The organism is Metabacillus sp. SLBN-84, from assembly GCF_053629595.1.
In genome coordinates this window covers 2986354-3002947 of sequence record NZ_JBRJIP010000001.1, presented here as the reverse complement: position 1 = coordinate 3002947, position 16594 = coordinate 2986354, and the positions used below count along the sequence as shown (strand labels likewise).

20 protein-coding genes are annotated in these 16594 nt (G+C 44.5%); 14 read left to right on the top strand and 6 right to left on the bottom strand.

The window, feature by feature from the left end; genetic code table 11:
* Positions 1 to 37 precede the first annotated feature (37 nt).
* A complete protein-coding gene (locus RKD52_RS15335) occupies positions 38 to 766 on the top strand; it encodes a ZIP family metal transporter (protein WP_369733061.1) in 729 nt (242 codons plus the stop codon).
* A gap of 29 nt (positions 767 to 795) precedes the next feature.
* Here RKD52_RS15335 and RKD52_RS15330 read toward each other — a convergent pair whose 3' ends face one another.
* The 5 genes from RKD52_RS15330 to RKD52_RS15310 all read right to left on the bottom strand — a co-directional run bounded on the left by RKD52_RS15330 (position 796) and on the right by RKD52_RS15310 (position 3513).
* Positions 796 to 1644: a dimethylarginine dimethylaminohydrolase family protein gene (locus tag RKD52_RS15330; protein ID WP_454100368.1), complete on the bottom strand. Its 849-nt coding sequence runs from the start codon at positions 1642 to 1644 to the stop codon at positions 796 to 798.
* A gap of 13 nt (positions 1645 to 1657) precedes the next feature.
* On the bottom strand, positions 1658 to 1906 hold the full coding sequence (locus RKD52_RS15325; RefSeq protein ID WP_454100367.1) for a hypothetical protein: 249 nt from the start codon (positions 1904 to 1906) through the stop codon (positions 1658 to 1660).
* 65 nt (positions 1907 to 1971) lie between these two features.
* Positions 1972 to 2601, bottom strand: coding sequence for a LysE family transporter (locus tag RKD52_RS15320; protein ID WP_454100366.1), 630 nt, complete (start codon positions 2599 to 2601; stop codon positions 1972 to 1974).
* A 118-nt stretch (positions 2602 to 2719) separates the two neighbouring features.
* On the bottom strand, positions 2720 to 2866 hold the full coding sequence (locus RKD52_RS15315; RefSeq protein ID WP_369732508.1) for a hypothetical protein: 147 nt from the start codon (positions 2864 to 2866) through the stop codon (positions 2720 to 2722).
* Positions 2867 to 2949: 83 nt separating this feature from the next.
* Positions 2950 to 3513 carry a DUF2179 domain-containing protein gene (locus RKD52_RS15310; RefSeq protein WP_454101246.1) on the bottom strand — a complete coding sequence of 188 codons (564 nt, stop codon included), beginning with the start codon at positions 3511 to 3513 and terminating at the stop codon, positions 2950 to 2952.
* Positions 3514 to 3723: 210 nt separating this feature from the next.
* Between RKD52_RS15310 and RKD52_RS15305 the strand changes: the two genes are divergently transcribed.
* The 6 genes from RKD52_RS15305 to RKD52_RS15280 all read left to right on the top strand — a co-directional run bounded on the left by RKD52_RS15305 (position 3724) and on the right by RKD52_RS15280 (position 9244).
* Positions 3724 to 4407, top strand: a complete 684-nt coding sequence (locus RKD52_RS15305; protein ID WP_454100365.1) for a sigma-70 family RNA polymerase sigma factor — start codon at positions 3724 to 3726, stop codon at positions 4405 to 4407.
* A 21-nt stretch (positions 4408 to 4428) separates the two neighbouring features.
* A complete protein-coding gene (clpP, locus tag RKD52_RS15300) occupies positions 4429 to 5010 on the top strand; it encodes an ATP-dependent Clp endopeptidase proteolytic subunit ClpP (protein WP_454100364.1) in 582 nt (193 codons plus the stop codon).
* Between the two features lie 764 nt (positions 5011 to 5774).
* Positions 5775 to 6236 carry a GNAT family N-acetyltransferase gene (locus RKD52_RS15295; protein ID WP_454100363.1) on the top strand — a complete coding sequence of 154 codons (462 nt, stop codon included), beginning with the start codon at positions 5775 to 5777 and terminating at the stop codon, positions 6234 to 6236.
* 1 nt (position 6237) lies between these two features.
* Entirely contained in the window at positions 6238 to 6798 is a 561-nt protein-coding gene (locus RKD52_RS15290) for a shikimate kinase (protein WP_454100362.1), read from the top strand.
* A gap of 119 nt (positions 6799 to 6917) precedes the next feature.
* Complete coding sequence (locus RKD52_RS15285) at positions 6918 to 7427, top strand: RNA polymerase sigma factor (protein WP_454100361.1); 510 nt, start codon at positions 6918 to 6920, stop codon at positions 7425 to 7427.
* A gap of 152 nt (positions 7428 to 7579) precedes the next feature.
* On the top strand, positions 7580 to 9244 hold the full coding sequence (locus RKD52_RS15280) for a choice-of-anchor I family protein (RefSeq protein ID WP_454100360.1): 1665 nt from the start codon (positions 7580 to 7582) through the stop codon (positions 9242 to 9244).
* Positions 9245 to 9308: 64 nt separating this feature from the next.
* Here the strand turns inward: RKD52_RS15280 and RKD52_RS15275 are convergent, their stop codons facing one another.
* On the bottom strand, positions 9309 to 10844 hold the full coding sequence (locus RKD52_RS15275; protein WP_454101245.1) for a glycine betaine uptake BCCT transporter: 1536 nt from the start codon (positions 10842 to 10844) through the stop codon (positions 9309 to 9311).
* A gap of 528 nt (positions 10845 to 11372) precedes the next feature.
* Here RKD52_RS15275 and RKD52_RS15270 point away from each other — a divergent pair.
* The 7 genes from RKD52_RS15270 (at position 11373) to RKD52_RS15240 (ending at position 16590) form a co-directional block, all read left to right on the top strand.
* Positions 11373 to 11651, top strand: coding sequence for a YhdT family protein (locus RKD52_RS15270; protein WP_454100359.1), 279 nt, complete (start codon positions 11373 to 11375; stop codon positions 11649 to 11651).
* The gene (panF, locus tag RKD52_RS15265; protein ID WP_454100358.1) at positions 11648 to 13078 is read left to right on the top strand and encodes a sodium/pantothenate symporter; all 1431 of its coding nucleotides are present in this window, start codon (positions 11648 to 11650) and stop codon (positions 13076 to 13078) included. The genes RKD52_RS15270 and panF overlap by 4 nt, the downstream gene beginning before the upstream one ends.
* A 137-nt stretch (positions 13079 to 13215) precedes the next feature.
* Positions 13216 to 13614, top strand: a complete 399-nt coding sequence (locus RKD52_RS15260) for a peptidoglycan-binding domain-containing protein (RefSeq protein ID WP_454100357.1) — start codon at positions 13216 to 13218, stop codon at positions 13612 to 13614.
* Between the two features lie 202 nt (positions 13615 to 13816).
* Positions 13817 to 14371, top strand: coding sequence for an NADPH-dependent FMN reductase (gene ssuE, locus RKD52_RS15255; protein WP_454100356.1), 555 nt, complete (start codon positions 13817 to 13819; stop codon positions 14369 to 14371).
* A gap of 12 nt (positions 14372 to 14383) precedes the next feature.
* Positions 14384 to 14542 (top strand): YezD family protein, encoded by a 159-nt coding sequence (locus RKD52_RS15250; protein ID WP_454100355.1) that lies wholly within the window; start codon positions 14384 to 14386, stop codon positions 14540 to 14542.
* A 96-nt stretch (positions 14543 to 14638) separates the two neighbouring features.
* Positions 14639 to 15823: an LLM class flavin-dependent oxidoreductase gene (locus RKD52_RS15245; RefSeq protein WP_454100354.1), complete on the top strand. Its 1185-nt coding sequence runs from the start codon at positions 14639 to 14641 to the stop codon at positions 15821 to 15823.
* The gene (locus tag RKD52_RS15240; RefSeq protein WP_454100353.1) at positions 15820 to 16590 is read left to right on the top strand and encodes an ABC transporter ATP-binding protein; all 771 of its coding nucleotides are present in this window, start codon (positions 15820 to 15822) and stop codon (positions 16588 to 16590) included. Before RKD52_RS15245 ends, RKD52_RS15240 begins: the two co-directional genes overlap by 4 nt.
* The last annotated feature ends 4 nt before the right edge of the window (positions 16591 to 16594 follow it).

Genomic DNA, 16594 nt, shown 5'->3' with positions numbered 1-16594 from the left:
GAATACATTTAAGCAGGAAGGTGATCTCTTGCTGGATATGATAATCGGCAGTTCCATCTCTGCGTTTGCCACTGCTCTCGGTGCTCTGCCCATATTGCTTTTTAACCGTCTGTCACATAAGTTCAGGGATATGCTGCTTGCCTTTACAGCAGGCATTATGGTGACCGCATGCAGCTTCAGTCTGATACCGGAAGCGCTTGTCAAATCAAATGTATGGGTTGTCTTAACAGGCCTTTTGATTGGTACATTTGTGCTTGACCGCATGGAAAAATACATCCCGCACAGCCATCCCGAACGTGAAAATCTCAGTTATATGCCTAATCTTGATAAAAAGACGTTTTTAATTGTTTCCGCCCTTACGCTTCACAATATTCCTGAAGGACTTTCTGTTGGAGTCAGCTATGCCGGTGATTCCGGAGGGCTTGGAGGAATCATTGCCCTTGCGATTGGCCTGCAGAATGCCCCGGAAGGTCTGCTTGTTGCTCTTTATCTTGTGAACCAGAACATGTCTAAACTAAAAGCCTTTTTATTTGCTGCTTTAACAGGCAGCATCGAAATTGCAGCAGCTCTCCTTGGCTACTCACTGACGAACTATATTGATGATTTGATTCCCTACGGTTTATCGTTTGCGGCAGGTGCCATGCTCTTTATTGTCTATAAAGAACTGATTCCTGAAAGCCACGGGGACGGAAATGAACGGTATTCGACCTATGCGTTTATAGGCGGACTTGGGATGATGCTTGCAATCATCAGCATTTTCACATGAAAAAGCCAGGGATATTCCCTGGCTTTTCCTCATGCTTCAGTTCTCCGGCTTAAAGGCATGGTGCAGCACCTGAACGACCCGCCTGATTTAATAATCTCACTGAAATCAACTTCAATCACGTCATATCCCCGTTTTTTCAGTTCGCCATTGACGCCTTTATTCTGAGGAAGACTGATGACTTTTTTATGGCCGATCGATAGAACATTTGCGCCCATGGCAAATTGTTCTTCCTCTGATACTTCAATCAGGTCAAAATGTGATTTGAGCAGCTCGTATTCAGCATCTTCCATTCCTTCTTTGTGGATAAGGGCTTCGGTAGGGGACAGGATATTGAAAATACAGTCCAAATGCAGAATTTCCTGCTTAATTGGGATCGGGATGATCGTATAATCAGGAATCCCGGCCTGAATATGTTCAATCGCATGCTCAGTTGTCCGTTCGCTGATGCCTATGTAAACGGTCTTCTGATGGATGATAACATCTCCGCCTTCAGTCTGGTCTTCTGTAAGATCAATGAAGGGAAGATCATAATTTTTCAGCCAGTCCTTTAAAATCTGTTCTTCTCCCTGCCTGACCGGCATGCTCATGGCTGAGATGAAAATGGTATCCCCGATTGTAAAACCGATGTCTCTTGTGAAAACCTGTTCCGGAAATTCTTTTTTTGGGGGCAGATGGTGCACTTCAATGCCATTTTCCTTCAGTACATTCATAAACGCTGTATGCTGGGCAATCGCCGTTTCTACATTAATATTTTCCTTATGGTAGCGCCGCTGTGTTTCATTGATGACATGATGGATTCTCATAAATTCAGGTTTGCACAACACGACACTTTCCATTACATCGTATTCAGTATGGCAGCTTATTTTAGACGGATTCATAGTTCAGCGCTCCTTAGAAAGAATTCGTACTTTGAAGGGCAGTCAGCGTTTCGTTTAAATGCATCAAATGCTCACTTGCATGCAGCAGGTCCGGTGAGTCTTCCTCGTGTGCCCTGGCGGCGTTCACATGCTCTTTTGCCAGAGTCAGTGCTTTAAACGCTTTTTGATATTCTTCAGGATTAAAATTCATTTGTGCCCCAATAACTGCTTCACGTGCCTGCTTGACCAATTCCTGCATCTGATTCATTTCAGATTGTTCCATGACCATTCCTCCTGCTGATTTGCTCTTTCTAGTCTGTACAGGCAAAAGATGCCTCATACAAAAACTCAGAAAAACAGCACAATCATCGCATGCCAGCCAAAATAGATGCCAAAGCCGATCATTGACACAGAAGACAGGATGGAAATCAGAATAAGCAGCTTAGAATGCAGAAAGCGCCTCGCAAAGCTTGAAGCAAGGGCCATGGCAAAATCCCAAAGCAAAATGCCGAGGATGATGGCCGCACTATAGCCGATTAAATCTTGCACGCTCGATGCCGAAGCCGTTTTCGCAAGAACAGACCCGAAAATGCCCAGCCAGAACATCACCGTAAGCGGATTTGAAATGGACATGATAAAACCGGAAGAAAAAGAGCTGAAAAGGGAGTCTCCTGCATCTTTCCGGTTATCAATATGTAATTCCCCGGCACCTTTTAAACCCTCCACCCCTGTATACATAAGGACAAAAAAACCAAATAACCAAAGAAACACCTGCACGAAAGAATTTTCAATCAGCTGAGACACACCTAAAAAAACAAGGAGCATGTACAAAATATCAGCTGACAAAGCTCCTATTCCAAACACCCACGCATGAAAAAATCCTTTTTTAATTCCACGGTTCAGCTGAGCAGCATTCACAGGGCCAACAGGTGCCGCTAGCGAAATTCCAAGAAGGATGTACGTCAGAAAAACGGTCATTTAACAGCCTCCTATACACTCTCTATATGTCATCCTATTCCTGAAAAAGGGCCTGTACGACATATTTTTAGGACAACGAAAAAAGGCCGCAAGCGGCCCCCCTGAGATCTTCCTTTTTCTATGAGAAGCAAGGATCATTAAAATAAACAATCTCGGATAAAAACTTGCACCCTTTCAAACGCTTAAATGCATCCCTCGCTTCTTCTTCTGTACTGAATTCATACATTTTGACCGATTCTTTCAGAAAAAGGGTGATCACCCACATGAAAGATCCCTCCTGTTTGATGTCCTTATTACAAGCTATTGCATGTTCCGTTAAATATGCATGAATAGAAAAAAGGCCGCTCCTTATATAGAGTGGCCTTCCTGTTTTACCTGTTTATTTTTTTTCATATTCTGTCTTTTTTTCATCGACTTTGTTAAGTAACCGCCCTTAAATGAACGGATTTCATAAGACATCATAAAGGCTGAAGGCTCCCTCAAGTGGATGATTTCCTGAAGCTCTTCTTCACGTGATCTCTTGGATACAATGTCAAGACGGTAGCGGACAGAATTCATTCCCTGTCCTTCGAAAACCGTCACGCCAAAACCGGCATTTCTTAAGTCAGTAACTAGCTCAGTGTTTTTTTCCGGTATGTTTACTTGGTACGTGATGTAGCCGATCGCAAGCTTCTTCTCAAGCATGCCGCCGAGCAGCAGCCCAATGCTGAACCCGAGTACATAGGCACTGATGTTATAGAAGTTTGATAGATCCTGAAAAACAATTCCTAAACTGATGATGTAAATGATTGCTTCAAGCAATCCTACACCAGCGGCTGATTTTGTTTGATTTTTCACCAAAAGGATGGTCCGCATCGTCAAAACCGGTACGAAAATCAGTTGCAGAATAAAGATTAACAGCGCCTGCAGCAGCATGCAAAAACTCCCTCTCCTAAAAGATACGGCAAGCTTACCATAATTCACTGCCTATTTCATGCCATATCATACATTCTTGAAATTACCAATTTTTCTGTCTCTGGTCATATCCAGGCGCAATTGTATAAAATAAAAAGTATTATACCCCGTATCTTTTTATCCGTTTTCATCCGTTTATAAAGCAGAGAGGCAAAAAGGAGTGAGAGCATGCAAGGCAACAGGCTGTCAACTAATCAGGAAAAGAAGCAGGAACATCCCAATATGAAAGAGCTGTACAGGAAGCTGCAGCATTACTGCCGGTTCTTGACCCAGGATAAATATGACGGTGAGGATGCAGCCCAGGAAGTGATGCTGAAGGCGTACTTGACCTATGATCAGAGTGCCTTGAGCTCTGCATTGTTAAATAAAATGGCTTATCATCACTGGATAGATGTGGTCAGAAAGCGCAAGAAAGAGACTCCGTGCGAGCTTCCTGAAATGAGCGGTGCGGATCATGCGAATCAGATGATTGAACGGCGGAGCTTGCTTGAGCATCTTCTGGCAAAATGCACGCCAAAGCAGGCGGTTCTCTTTTTGCTTAAGGAAGTCTTTCACTATCAGGCGAATGAACTGGCGGAGATCCTTGAAACATCAGAAACGTCCGTCAAATCAGCTGTATTCAGAGCGAAAAAGCGGTTATCCAAAGAAAAGGGCGAAGCAGATTCGTATTGGGATGAGGTGGAGAGGGAATGGCTGTCGGATTTGATGTATACGTCACTGCAGTTTCAGGATCCTGCGCCGCTGCTGAAGGCATTGCCTGATATCCTCACATTTAAAAACACTGACAGCCCTGCACTTGTGTACATTCCGTTCAGACGGTCTTCGTCTGCTTCTCTGAAAATGGCTGCATAGCCTTATGAAGGAGGAAAAAGGATGAGTACGATCCCTTACGTCATTGAAAGTTCAGGCCGCGGTGAGCGTTCCTATGATATTTATTCCCGCCTGCTGAAAGACAGGATTATTATGATTGGCGATGAAATTAATGATCACACGGCAAACGTGACAGTGGCTCAGCTGTTATTCCTGGCTGCAGAAGATCCTGATAAGGATATATCTATTTACATTAACAGTCCAGGCGGCTCAATCACTGCAGGCTTCTCCATTTTTGATACGATGCAATATATCAAACCTGACGCCAGAACGATCTGTACAGGTATGGCCGCATCTTTCGGGGCCTTGCTGCTTTTGGCCGGAACAAAAGGAAAACGTTTTGCACTTCCAAACAGTGAAGTCATGATCCACCAGCCGCTCGGCGGGGCAAGAGGCCAGGCGGCAGAGATTGAAATTTCAGCGCGCCGCATTCTAAAGCTCCGCGAGCACATCAATAAAATCATTGCTGAACGGACAGGACAGCCAATCGAAAAAGTCGCCCGAGATTCTGACCGTGATTACTATTTGAGTGCAGCGGAAGCAAAGGAATACGGCATTATTGATGAGATTATTGGGGGGAAGTAGATCGGTAAAGGCTAGCAAAAAGCGTGTCAGTACAGTGCAGAAGGAAGGTTGATGACACTTTGGGGAGTGGGGCAGAAAAGGAGCTCCATCTATGTTGAAAGTGGCATCACTCGTGGGAATGGCGCCAAGAAAGGAGCTTCAAACTTGATGAAAGTGGCATCACTTCGGTGAGTGGCGCCAGAAAAGTGGTTCCAACGTTGATGAAAGTGGCAGGACTCGGGTGAGTGGTGCTAGAAAAGTGGTTTCACCCTTGACGAAAGTGGCAGGACTCGGGTGAGTGGTGCCAGAAAAGTGGCTACACCCTTGATGAAAGTGGCAGGACTCGGGTGAGTGGCGCCAGAAAAGTGGTTCCAACGTTGATGAAAGTGGCAGGACTCGGGTGAGTGGTGCCAGAAAAGTGGTTTCACCCTTGACGAAAGTGGCAGGACTCGGGTGAGTGGTGCCAGAAAAGTGGCTACACCCTTGATGAAAGTGGCAGGACTCGGGTGAGTGGTGCCAGAAAAGTGGCTACACCCTTGATGAAAGTGGCAGGACTCGAGTGAGTGGTGCCAGAAAAGTGGCTACACCCTTGATGAAAGTGGCAGCACTGGGGTGGGTGGCGCCAGAAAATAATGTACATTAGAAATGACCTAAAACAGCAAAGATTCCGAACTAACTACACCTCAGTTCGGATTTTTTTACTGTCTAAGTCTTTTATTCCTTGTAATTGTCCTTCTGTTGCCTGAAAATAGAAAGTATTCTAATTTCCGGGGTGGAACATGACAATGAAACTAGTTAAAACAAATGGCCGCAATGATGATTTTCTGAGCCTCGTTAAGCTGCTTGATCAGGATTTGCATGAACGGTACGGGGATCTGCAAAAAGAATACACTCCCCATAATCAGCTGGATGATATTCACGATGTGGTTTTGATTTATAAAGATGGCGTGGCAGCAGCCTGCGGAGCCTTCAAAGAATTCGACAGCAGCACGATTGAATTGAAACGGATTTTCGTTGAAAAAACGTTCCGCGGACAGGGGCTGTCAAAGGAGATTGTGCGTCAGCTCGAACAGACGGGAGCAGAAAAAGGGTATACTGATGCGGTTCTGGAAACAGGTACAAAGCAGCACGAAGCTATTAATCTATATAAAAGGGTCGGATACAGCTCCATTCCAAACTATGGTCCCTATATCGGCAAATCCGCCAGTCTGTGCATGAAAAAGTCCCTGATAAATAAGGAGAGTTAAGATGAAATTTGTATTGATTTTCGGCCCGCAGGCTGTCGGGAAAATGACGGTTGGACAGCAGCTTGAAAAGATGACGGATTTGAAGCTTTTTCATAATCACATGACCATTGACCTTGTAGCTCCTTTTTTTAATTATGGGACTGTGCAAGGGAAAAAGCTGGTTGGTGAGTTCAGGAAGAGAATCTTCGAGGAAGTGGCGGGGAGTGATTTGCCCGGTTTGATTTTTACATATGTATGGGCGTTTGATCAACAGACGGATTGGGACTATGTAGAAGAGATCTGCGCTGTTTTTGAGTCAAAAGGAGCGGACGTATACTTTGCAGAGCTAGAAGCGGATACAGATGTAAGACTCCTCCGCAACAAAAGTGAACACCGCCTTGCACATAAACCAACTAAGCGCAATCTTGATTGGTCTGAAAATGATTTGCTGTCTAGCATGGAGATCTACAGACTGAACTCGGACGAGGGAGAAATAAAAAGAACAAATTATACACGGATTAATAATACGAATCTCCCGGCCGAGGAAACAGCTCTCCGAATTAAACATACGTTCAATCTATAATTTCTTAAATCTTCTTTAAAAAATCTTAAGAAAAAGTTTCCTTTAACGCCACGTGCTGCTGGCTTATAATCATACAGGAAGAGAGAAAACAGAATATGAGAAGGATGGGTGAGTGTCAGATGCCCCCAGCAGCACTGGCGTATGAAAAGCCGTCATTTAATGAAATCTATCAAACTTACTATACCGTTATTTATCGAATTGCTTTGAGAATGACAAGAGATCCCCACATGGCGGAGGATATTGTCCAGGAAACCTTTATTAAGGCATTCTTGAAGCTTGATACCATTTTTGAAAAAGACAAACTGAAAAACTGGCTTTCCTCGATTGCAAGAAGAACGGCGATTGATCTGTTTATCAGGAAAAAGAGAAATGAGATGTCCCTCGAAGACCTTGTACTTGCGGATGGAAGAGAGTGCGTGGAGGAAACCGCTGATTATGCGTTTTTGAAAGAAAAAGCAAAAGGAGTGCTTAATGAGCTGAAAGCGGAAGAACGCGAGATTATGATGATGAAGCTGTTTCTTGGCATGAAGGATCAGGAAATAGCCGAACAGCTTTCCTTAAAGCTTCCGACTGTTAAAACGAAAATACATAGAGCGAGAAAGCAGATGAAGGCTGCTCTTGCGTCATGACAAACAAGGCTTCCTATCGGATAAGCCTTTTTTTGTATGCTCTTATTTACTTTTACAAAGCCTCCATATTTCTTTACAGAAACTTAACCGTAATCGACCCGTTTTTTCCGCTACTCTTAAGGTAGTTTTTTAAAAGGACAGGAGGAATGAAGTTGAAACGTTCAAGTCTGTACAGTAAATTAGGTGCCTTTTCTTTAGCAGGTGTGATGCTGTCAGCGGGATTTTTGGGGAATTATCCTGCAGATGCCAAATTAAAAGGAGATACTTCAGCTCACCCGCGTTTTACGGACAGCCTTCAGCTTAAGAAAATCGGAAACTTCAGCACTGGAATGACAGATGAAGATGGCGGAGTCGCGGAGATTGTCAAATACAACTCAGACAACAAGAAATTTTATGTCATCAACGGTAAGCAGCAGACGATTGATATCGTCAGTCTTTCAAAACTTGCTTCAGGGAAAAAGCAGGAGCTTAAAAAAGAGAAATCTTTAAATATCGCGGATGCTGTAAACTCAGCTTCCTTTCAGTACGGAGATGTAACAAGCATTGACATTCACACGAAAAAGAACATCATTGCCGTTGCCATTCAGGAAGCAGACTATGCAAAATCCGGAAAAATTGCGGTTATGGATTATGAAGGCAACCTGCTTAAAACCTTTGATGCCGGCGTTCAGCCTGATATGGTCAGAATCTCTGAAAACGGGCGATATATCGTATCGGCTGATGAAGGCGAACCGCGCGAAGGACTTGAAAAAGGCATTGATCCTGAGGGTTCTGTAACGATTGCAGATCTGAGGACCGGAAGCGTAAAGCGTGCAGGGTTTAATGATTCTGAAGTTATTAACAGCGATGTTCATATCCGCAACAACGGAACAAAAGCAGATGCAGCAAGGGATTTTGAACCTGAATACATCGCCCTCGATAAAGGTGGAAGTACTGCTTATGTGACTCTTCAGGAAAACAACGCCATTGCCGCAGTTGATCTAAAGACGGGGAAGGTCAAATCTGTTAAATCACTTGGCTATAAAGACCATTCCCTGCCTGGAAACGAGCTTGATGCAGCGCGGAATGACCAAATTGAGCTTGAACGGCTTCCGGTTCTTGGAGCATACATGCCTGACAGCGTCGCTTATATGAAGATTAAGGGTAAGGAGTATCTTGTTACGGCAAACGAAGGAGATGCTACCGAATGGGAAGAATTTGAAAACATTGCTGATTTCAAGGATGTGAAAAACAGCATTTCACTCGACTCATCGCTTTTTAAAGGGATGTCAGAAGCAGAATCCAAGGAAGCGCTCGCTCAGATGAAGCAATCAGGCAAATTTGATAAGCTTGAGGTTTTGACAGACCGCGGTACGGATGCCGTGTATACTCTTGGTGGAAGATCTTTTTCCATCTGGAATGAAAATACGATGGAGCTTGTCTATGACAGCGGCAGCGACTTTGAGAACGTGACCTCAAAGCGCTTTCCGGAAGTCTTCAACTGGTCAAATGACGATACAGCTTTTGAAAAGCGCAGTGCGAAAAAAGGGCCTGAACCTGAGGATGTAAAAATCGGAAAAATCGGCAGAGACGTCTATGCGTTTATCGGTCTTGAGCGCATCGGTGGCGTTATGACATATAACGTGTCAAATCCCGCCTCTCCGGAGTTTGCCAATTACTTTAACACACGGGATTTTTCAGCAGCCATCGCAGGGGATGTTTCTCCGGAAGGACTTGAGTTCATTCCGGCAAAGATCAGCCCAACCGGCAAACCGCTGATCTTGATTGGGAATGAAGTCAGCGGAACTGTTTCGGTTAATCAAATAGGTAATAAATAAAAAGATACTTGGTAAAGACAAAAGGCTCAGGAGCGAATGCTCTGAGCCTTTTGTTAGTTTAATGTTATGCAGGAGTCTCTACTTTCTTCTTCTGCTTTTTCACAGGAACTTGTGTCATTCCGAGTTCTTTTGCTTCTTTTGATAACGACTTCATTAAGCTTATGGTCATTAGCGCCATAATGACTGAGAACGGCAGAGCAGCAATAATCATCGTGTTCTGCAGGGCCTGCAGTCCACCGGAATAAAGAAGGACAAGAGCAATGGCAGCCAGGAAAATTCCCCAGATCACTTTGACGCTGTTGCTTGGGTTTTGCGAGCCGTTTGTTGTCATCATGCCGAGCACGAATGTTCCGGAGTCAGCAGATGTGATAAAGAACGTACCAACAAGCAGCATGGCAATGATGGAAAGAACGGTTCCCATCGGATAGTTTTCAAAGACACCGAAGAGAGATTCTTCTGTGGCCAGTGCTGAAATTTTTGCAATTCCTTCGTGTTCAAGCAAAATGGCTGAACCGCCAAACGTTGAAAACCAGATGAATCCGATTAGTGATGGAATGAGCAAGACGAATACGACAAATTCCCGAATCGTTCTTCCTTTTGAGACGCGGGCAATAAAGATGCCGACAAAAGGAGACCATGCAATCCACCAGGCCCAATAGAAAATGGTCCAGCCGTTGATCCAGCTGCGGTTTTCTTCGTCAAGAGGCGAGATTCGGAAGCTCATATTCAGCAGATTCTGAAGATAAGTTCCGATTGTATCTGTAAATAAATTTAGTGTAAAGAGCGTTGGGCCAAATACAAACATCAGTATAAAGAGAGCAAATGCCAGAACCATATTGGCGTTGCTCAGGATTTTGATTCCTTTTCCAAGTCCGCTTAATGCAGAAGCTATAAAAAGGATGGTAAATACAGCCACAATGACAAACTGTACCCATAGATTTGAAGGAATCCCGTACAAGAACGTCAATCCTCCGTTAATTTGAACAGCTCCAAAGCCAAGGGTCGTTGCTACGCCGATAACAGTGGCAATAACAGCAATCACATCAATCGCTTTTCCGACAGGCCCATCTGCATGGCGGCCAATGATAGGCCTCAATGTTGCGCTTATGAGTCCTGGCTCCCCTTTACGGAAAGTGAAATAAGCGAGTACGAGTGCAACGATTCCATAAATAGCCCAGGCGTGAATGCCCCAATGGAAAAACGTAAAACGCATAGAGTTGCGGATTGCCTGATCTGTGCCTGTCTCTCCGGTAGGCGAGCTGATCGCATAATGGCTGATCGGCTCAGCTGCTCCCCAAAAGACCAGGCCTATTCCCATTCCTGCACTGAACAGCATGGCAAGCCAGGTTGGACGTGAAAACTCAGGCTTATCCTCCTGTTTCCCAAGTTTAATCCGGCCAATCGGACTTACGAGCAAATATAAACATACAAACACAAACGCGGTCACGACAATCAAATAATACCATCCAAATTTATCTGTAATCATTCCTTGCAGACTTCCAGTCACTCTCTCAAGTGTTTTAGGTGCAGCGACACCCGCAAGCACAAGAAGAGAGAGAATGGCAGCCGATACGTAAAATACTGCTGAAACTTTTTTCATATTCAATTAAAAACTCCCATCTTTGATAGATTCGCAGAGGGTTTACTTCAATTGGAAAACACAAAAACATGCAAAACCAACAATTCTCTTTTTTCATTTCTATGAAGCAATAGTAACTAACCCTTAAAGATTGCGTTAAAAAAATGCATTAACCAAATCATTCTCACTTAGCTATTATTTGCTCATGAACACTAAGCTGCCTGCTCTCGCAGGCAAAAATACCGGATGGATGATTGCGCCGTGCGCGCCAGTAAACATGATGTCCGCTGCAGGAAGGGGCAAAAAAGGCACTTGAACAGTATAACGCATCTTTCCGGACTTGTCTCATCGTGACTTGAATCGTGATAGAAAGTGAGAAAAAGATTTTGCATGTTTTTGTGTTTTTGAAGCAGACCTCTGAGTACAATTCCCTATGCCGGAGGGCTCTAAACCTGTTTTTTTCGAAAGAACGCTCGAAAAACCCTGATGATTCTTCCAGTGAAGATAGCTATAATAAATACTAGAATTTCTTTTGAAAGGAGAGCGGGTATGAAAAAAAGCAGTGACTGGCGATTTAAGATTGCCCACAGGGAAGCGAAAATCGGACTTGTTCTTGTTATTTTTAATTTTATCTGGTGGTTTGGCTTCGCGTACGGCCTCGGTTCGGGCGATCCTGAATCCTACAAATACGTGCTCGGTTTGCCGGAATGGTTTTTCTACAGCTGCGTGCTCGGGTTTATTGTGATGCTTGTCCTTGTTGCGCTGATTGTTGGATTCTTTTTTAAAGAAGTGCCCTTTGATGATGCAGAAGAGGGGGATTCAAATTGAACTGGCAAGTTATTTTTCCTCTTTTGCTGTTTTTAGTTCTGATTTTTTTAGTTGGATTCTTGGCGAACCGTCACGTGAAGTCCGCTGATTCGTTCCTCCAGGAGTATTTTCTTGGAGGAAGACAGCTGGGGGGCTTTGTTCTTGCGATGACAATGATTGCTACATACGGAAGTGCAAGCTCCTTCATTGGCGGTCCGGGTGTTGCATACACTAAAGGCCTCGGATGGGTGCTTTTGTCAATGGCCCAGCTTGCGACAGGGTATTTTGTCCTGATGGTGCTCGGCAAAAAATTTGCCATTATGGCAAGGCAGTATAAAGCGATTACGCTTATAGACTTTCTGAAAGAACGGTATCAGAGTCATGCCGTTGTTATTCTTTCTGCGGTAAGCATCATTGTCTTTTTATTTTCAGCCATGGCGGCACAATGGGTTGGAGGGGCAAGGTTAATTGAGTCTCTCACCGGAGTGTCATATACAACCGCATTGTTTATTTTCGCAGTATCTGTCCTTGTTTACGTCATTATCGGCGGTTTCAGGGCAGTTGCGCTCACAGATGCTGTCCAGGGTGTCATCATGTTTATTGGAACGCTTGTGCTTTTGGTTGCCGTAATAATAGCCGGTGGAGGTATACCTGCGATTATGGCAGATCTCGCAGCTGAAAATCCTGATTTTGTGTCTCCGTTTGGTGCTGAGCGGGACTTGACGCCGCTTTATGTTTCCTCCTTCTGGATTCTTGTCGGGGTTGGAGTAGTGGGCCTTCCGCAAATTACTGTCCGTGCGATGTCTTACAAGGATTCAAGGTCGATGCACAAGGCCATCATTATTGGGACGGGCGTCATCGGATTTATTATGCTCGGCATGCATCTTATTGGTGTTTTTGCACGTTCTGTTCTTCCGGGAATCGAAGTCGGAGATCAGGTGATGCCGATGCTGACGCTTGAAGTGCTTCCGCCGCTGCTTGCAGGACTTGTCCTGGCAGCACCGATGGCAGCAATCATGTCAACGGTTGACTCTCTGCTGATTCTTGTCAGCTCGGCTGTTGTAAAAGATATTTACCTGAATTATATCAAGCCTGATGCGAGTGAAAAACAAGTGAAAACAGCAAGTTTCCTGGTGACAAGCATCATTGGAGTGTCTGTTGTGCTGTTTGCTCTGAGTCCGCCGGATTTGTTGATCTGGCTGAATCTTTTTTCATTCGGAGGCCTCCAGTCTGTCTTTATCTGGCCTGTTATTTTTGGTTTGTACTGGACCCTTGGAAACAAATACGGAGCGCTTGCATCAATGATTTTCGGAATGGGATCCTACATTTTGTTTGACAGGCTTTATCCAAATGCGCTCGGCATGCACACAGTCGTTCTCCCTATTCTGATTTCACTCTGTGCTTATGTCCTTGCGAGTTTGTTTACACAGCGGGCATCTGAGAATTAACTCATATGGAAATTTGAAACCAATCAGCCCCATCATTCGTACCTATATGGAGGTTCAAGTACTTTCTGGGAATACATAAAGAATGGAACGGCAGTCAGAGTACATGAACGGAATGATTTTTTTAGGGGGAAGTACATATGTCATTAGATGCAAAAGCGTATTCGTGCAACGGGAGAAGTGCATGGGAAGAAAATGCCCGTACAGAAAATGAAGGTTATCAGTGGATTATCAGCAAGTCGGATAAAGGCTTTGTCCGGTCCGGCGGAATCATCTGCGGAGTTGTCCTCAGCAATATCGTGATTGATTTCAGCCATGCGTATCTTGCTAAGGATGGTTATTCGGGAAACAAGTCCGCCTATGTTGCCGCCATTCAGCGGACACTCTCCTGCCTCGGCTATTCGCCGGGTTCTGCTGACGGGATTTTCGGAAGTATGACGGAACGTGCCGTAAAGGCATTTCAAGCTGATAAAGGGCTGTCATCTGACGGCATTGTTGGAAAGGATACGTATTATTGTCTTTCTGTTGCGAGGTATTAAATTTTTTCCGGCTTTGCTGTTTACATGCAGAGCTGGTTTTTTAAATTTTTTTAAAAACATAGTTGACTTATCGGATTAATAAGTTATAAAATACAGACAATTACAAAAAATGTGATATGCTAATCGGAAAACCGAAGGCTCCACTTTCTGCTTGTTTAAACAGATATTGGGGCCTTTGTACTTATTGGAAAGGATGATGGTTGTGAGTTATCTTGTATCAATTTCCGGAAGCCCATCTGAAGCGTCAAGGTCATCAATTGTATCTGCTTATATTAAAAGGAAAGCAGAGGAAAGAGGGTTAACTGTAAGAGAGATTTCAGTTCTTGATTTTAATCCGGATGTACTAATCCGGGGAAAATATGATGATCCATCCATCACAGAAGCAATTTCGGTTCTTCGTGAAGCCAGCGGAGTTGTCATTGTCTCGCCTGTATACAAAGCGGCTTATACGGGCGCTTTAAAAACACTTTTGGATTTGCTTCCCCAGGATATCTTCAAGAATAAACCCGTATTTCCTTTAATGGTCGGCGGAAGTGCAGCTCACTTACTGGCCATTGATTACGCACTTAAACCGCTGCTCGCTGCTTTAAGTGCACAGACCATTCTTAAAGGAGTCTATGTACTTGATAAGTATGTAGATAAATCAGATGCCAATGAGCCTATTAAGGATGAAGAGGTACAGGAGAAGGTTGACGTTCAATTTGAACAATTTGCAGAAATTGCCCAAAATCTGAGCATTCAAAAAGAATTGAAGTAAGGGGGAACACGGATGGCCAATGTAAATGAATCACATCTTCAGCAAATTCTAACCGCCGTTAAGAAAATCGATTACGGATCTGTGCTGATTACCATTCACGGAGGAGAAATCACCCAGCTCGACAGCACTGAAAAGAATAGATTTACGAAGCCGAAGCCTGTTAAAAGCTAAGCTGAAGTCATTCGACCGGTCATCCGGAGAAGACACGAATTCTACTTGTAGAACGTGTCTTTTTTTAATGGGAAAAATGAGAGAGGATGAGGAGATATGAGTATAACAGGACATCAGATTGAGTTTGGCTGGTTTATTCCAACGACGGGGGACGGAGCTTACATAGGAGTAAAACCGGAAAGGGAGTCAACAGCAGAATATATGATCAATGTGGCAAAAAAAGCAGAGGAAGCCGGATTTACATTCGCTTTAATTCCTACAGGCGGCTCATGCCTTGACGCATGGATAACGGGTTCTATGATTGCCTCGCACACAAGCATCCTAAAGCCTCTCGTAGCGATGAGGCCGGGTTTGATCGAGCCTGTTCTTGCAGCTAGAATGGCAGCAACTCTTGATGTCTTGTCCAAAGGCCGGGCCCTGGTGAATATAGTGACAGGCGGTTCCCCTGATGATTTGCGTGCAACCGGAGATCCTCTTGCTGACCATCATGACAAGAGGTATGACAGAACGCTTGAATTTCTGCAGATCGTAAAGGGACTGTGGGAGCAGCAGGCTCCTGCAGAAGGAAACGAGTTTTTAGCGGCTCATGCCTCAGGCAGCGGAACGGGGCTTTTTTATCAAGGCAACTATTATGCGATTGAGCAGGGGGCAAGCCAGCCTGCACCGGTTCAAAAACCACATCCGCCCATTTACTTTGGAGGAAGTTCTGCTGCAGGTAAAAAGACCGCCGCTAAAACGGCAGACGTATATCTTATGTGGGCTGAGCCGCTTGATTGGATTAAAGAGCAGATGGAAGAGATGAGAGACTTGCTTAAAAAGGAAAGAGAAGAAACTGGAATCGGGCGCAGTCTGAAATTCGGTTTGCGGGCACAGGTGCTTGTAAGGGAGACAGAAGAAGAGGCATACCGTGCTGCATGGAACATTATCAGTAAAGTTGATCATCGTGCAGTTGAACAGTCATCTGTGCGGTTCAACCGCAGCGATGCCGTTAACCAAAAAAGACAGAATAAGCTTCGGGCTCAGTCGGCAGATCAAGATTATTTTGCTGGTCCCAATCTTTGGACCGGCCTGTCATCAGTCAGGGGAGGCGGTTCCCTGCTGCTTGTAGGCACGCCGGATCAAGTTTCAGACCGAATATTGGAGTACGCTGATCTAGGCATCTCTTCCTTTATTTTATCTGGGTATCCAAATCTTGAGGAAGCAGAAATAACAGGGAAGCTGCTGCTTCCGCTTATAAAAGAAAAACAAAAGGTTACCGCCCGGGAAGGTGGGCATGTATGACACTGCTTGAGATCAGTCAGTTAAACAAACGGTTTCGATCTGAAAAGGGTGTAACTCATGCTTTGAAAGATATTCAGCTTTCCGTTCATAACGGAGAATTTATCACGATTATCGGTCCGAGCGGGTGCGGAAAAAGCACCCTGCTTAAGATTATTGCGGGGCTCGACACGGACTTAACAGGAAGTGTGCAAATTGCGGGGGAAGAGGTACAGGGTCCAAGTATTGACAAAGGGTTCATCTTCCAGGAGCCAAGGCTGTTTCCGTGGCTGAACGTAGAAAAAAATATAGCGGCGAATCACTCCCTTTTTGAAAGGGAAACGTGGAAAAAAGTGAAAGAGCTGATTGAACTTGTCAAGCTTTCCGGTTTTGAAAAAGCTTTTCCAAAAGAACTGTCAGGGGGAATGGCTCAGAGGGCAGCTATAGCAAGAGCCCTCCTCAGAAACCCTAAAGTATTGCTCCTTGATGAACCTTTTGGAGCCCTTGATGCTTTTACACGTTCACATATGCAGGAAGTTCTTCTTGATATCTGGCAAAAAAACAGAACAACAATGCTGTTTGTCACTCACGATATAGATGAGGCTATTTATCTCGGGGGCCGCATTGTCATTATGAATGCCAGACCCGGTTCCATCCGTAACATCGTGAGCATTGACCTTCCTCATCCAAGAAAAAAAACGAGCCGGTCCTTCCAGGAATACCGGCAGCTGATCCTGAACGAATTTGAAAAAACCGATGAACTTGAGCTTGTAGACAGTGCGGGAATATAAGGAG

Bases quoted from the DNA above. Each gene is read 5' to 3' on its own strand.
- RKD52_RS15335 (WP_369733061.1), top strand. From the start codon at position 38: ATGATAATCGGCAGTTCCATCTCTGCGTTTGCCACTGCTCTCGGTGCT.
- RKD52_RS15330 (WP_454100368.1), bottom strand. From the start codon at position 1,644: ATGAATCCGTCTAAAATAAGCTGCCATACTGAATACGATGTAATGGAA.
- RKD52_RS15325 (WP_454100367.1), bottom strand. From the start codon at position 1,906: ATGGAACAATCTGAAATGAATCAGATGCAGGAATTGGTCAAGCAGGCA.
- RKD52_RS15320 (WP_454100366.1), bottom strand. From the start codon at position 2,601: ATGACCGTTTTTCTGACGTACATCCTTCTTGGAATTTCGCTAGCGGCA.
- RKD52_RS15315 (WP_369732508.1), bottom strand. From the start codon at position 2,866: ATGTGGGTGATCACCCTTTTTCTGAAAGAATCGGTCAAAATGTATGAA.
- RKD52_RS15305 (WP_454100365.1), top strand. From the start codon at position 3,724: ATGCAAGGCAACAGGCTGTCAACTAATCAGGAAAAGAAGCAGGAACAT.
- clpP (WP_454100364.1), top strand. From the start codon at position 4,429: ATGAGTACGATCCCTTACGTCATTGAAAGTTCAGGCCGCGGTGAGCGT.
- RKD52_RS15295 (WP_454100363.1), top strand. From the start codon at position 5,775: ATGAAACTAGTTAAAACAAATGGCCGCAATGATGATTTTCTGAGCCTC.
- RKD52_RS15290 (WP_454100362.1), top strand. From the start codon at position 6,238: ATGAAATTTGTATTGATTTTCGGCCCGCAGGCTGTCGGGAAAATGACG.
- RKD52_RS15285 (WP_454100361.1), top strand. From the start codon at position 6,918: ATGCCCCCAGCAGCACTGGCGTATGAAAAGCCGTCATTTAATGAAATC.
- RKD52_RS15275 (WP_454101245.1), bottom strand. From the start codon at position 10,844: ATGAAAAAAGTTTCAGCAGTATTTTACGTATCGGCTGCCATTCTCTCT.
- RKD52_RS15270 (WP_454100359.1), top strand. From the start codon at position 11,373: ATGAAAAAAAGCAGTGACTGGCGATTTAAGATTGCCCACAGGGAAGCG.
- RKD52_RS15260 (WP_454100357.1), top strand. From the start codon at position 13,216: ATGTCATTAGATGCAAAAGCGTATTCGTGCAACGGGAGAAGTGCATGG.
- RKD52_RS15250 (WP_454100355.1), top strand. From the start codon at position 14,384: ATGGCCAATGTAAATGAATCACATCTTCAGCAAATTCTAACCGCCGTT.
- RKD52_RS15245 (WP_454100354.1), top strand. From the start codon at position 14,639: ATGAGTATAACAGGACATCAGATTGAGTTTGGCTGGTTTATTCCAACG.
- RKD52_RS15240 (WP_454100353.1), top strand. From the start codon at position 15,820: ATGACACTGCTTGAGATCAGTCAGTTAAACAAACGGTTTCGATCTGAA.